The sequence below is a fragment of the Moorena sp. SIO4E2 genome (assembly GCF_010671945.1).
Classification (GTDB): Bacteria; Cyanobacteriota; Cyanobacteriia; order Cyanobacteriales; family Coleofasciculaceae; genus Moorena; species Moorena producens.
Window position 1 is genome coordinate 1 of record NZ_JAAHIE010001379.1, and the last position, 1112, is coordinate 1112.

General features: G+C 42.4%; 2 protein-coding genes. Both read right to left on the reverse strand.

Features of this window, described 5'->3' with window-relative positions:
• A partial coding sequence (locus tag F6K37_RS43815) for a hypothetical protein (RefSeq protein WP_287257400.1) occupies window positions 1-292 on the reverse strand: 292 nt, incomplete at its 3' end.
• A gap of 101 nt (window positions 293-393) precedes the next feature.
• The gene (locus F6K37_RS43820) at window positions 394-684 is read right to left on the reverse strand and encodes a hypothetical protein (protein WP_287257401.1); all 291 of its coding nucleotides are present in this window, start codon (window positions 682-684) and stop codon (window positions 394-396) included.
• Window positions 685-1112: the final 428 nt, after the last annotated feature.

A 1112-nucleotide genomic window follows, 5' to 3' on the forward strand; every position in this document is an offset into this window, starting at 1 on the left:
GTACCCCATGCAACTGACTCTGTAGTACTTGGGTAAAATCCAATTTGAGAACAGTACCACCATTTTCCTTGGGATCAACAACCGTCCGAAACCAAATTTCTCGATCTTGACCACGGCGCACTGTTACTTCCAAATCCAGGTTTAGCTGTTTGATAGCCAAAGACTTACCACGAGCATAGGATTTGAGGGAGAGAGTATCTTCCGCATAGTCAATTTCCGATGCGATCGCATCCACCAATTCTGCCAGCTGCCATTCTTGGTTATCCTCTGTTACTGACTCATCATTACTCATCGATCCCAAGTTCCCTCTTCTGACTTCCCTACTCCCGCGTCACTCCAAGGGTGGGGTACCTCACCCAATTGATAACTGCTATACATGCAATAGTTTATCCTTTAGCTTTTGTCTTCAGTAGTGATAGTGATTCCGATACGACCATTACTACCAACTGGTTCTATTTCACGAGCTGATGGCATTGTAACTATCACTCTATTTGACTTTTCTGGTAAAGACTGGGGGTCAGTTTGCAGCCGTAGATTGGCAGGAATCTCAACATCCACATCAGTGACCTGTAACTTCAATGGTTCACCACCGCGATCACTACCCCGATCACTTGTTTCTTCCAATGTGTCAGTGATCTCTCGGAAAATCAATGTAATTAAATCTCCTAGTGTGATGTCAGCCATCAGAAAATCTTGGTGATTAGTAGTTGAATTATAATCCTTTTTTATGCTTTGCGCTCTTGTAGAGTCTAGAAACAGAGACTTTATCAACAAACCCAGCGGTAATCAGGCTATACTGTTTCAGTAAGATTTAGTCCAGGTTTTTTTTAATCAACAGTAAAAAAACTATTTCAATACTGCTCTAGCATTTTTAGTTTATATGTAAACCTAGGATTGATATAAAAAGCAATGCAGCGCCTTAATACCGGGGTTTCCCCCAGTCGCACTTTGCATCAAGACTTCTTATCAGGGAACTTCGGATCACGGAAGAGTGTCAAGATATCCGAGGAATTTTTGGTTTTCTGATCAAGGGATGCAGCGATGCCAAAGGGGGTTGCCCCCAGTCGCGCTTTGCATCAAGACACAGGATTGGTTTTCATTATCTATTTAGA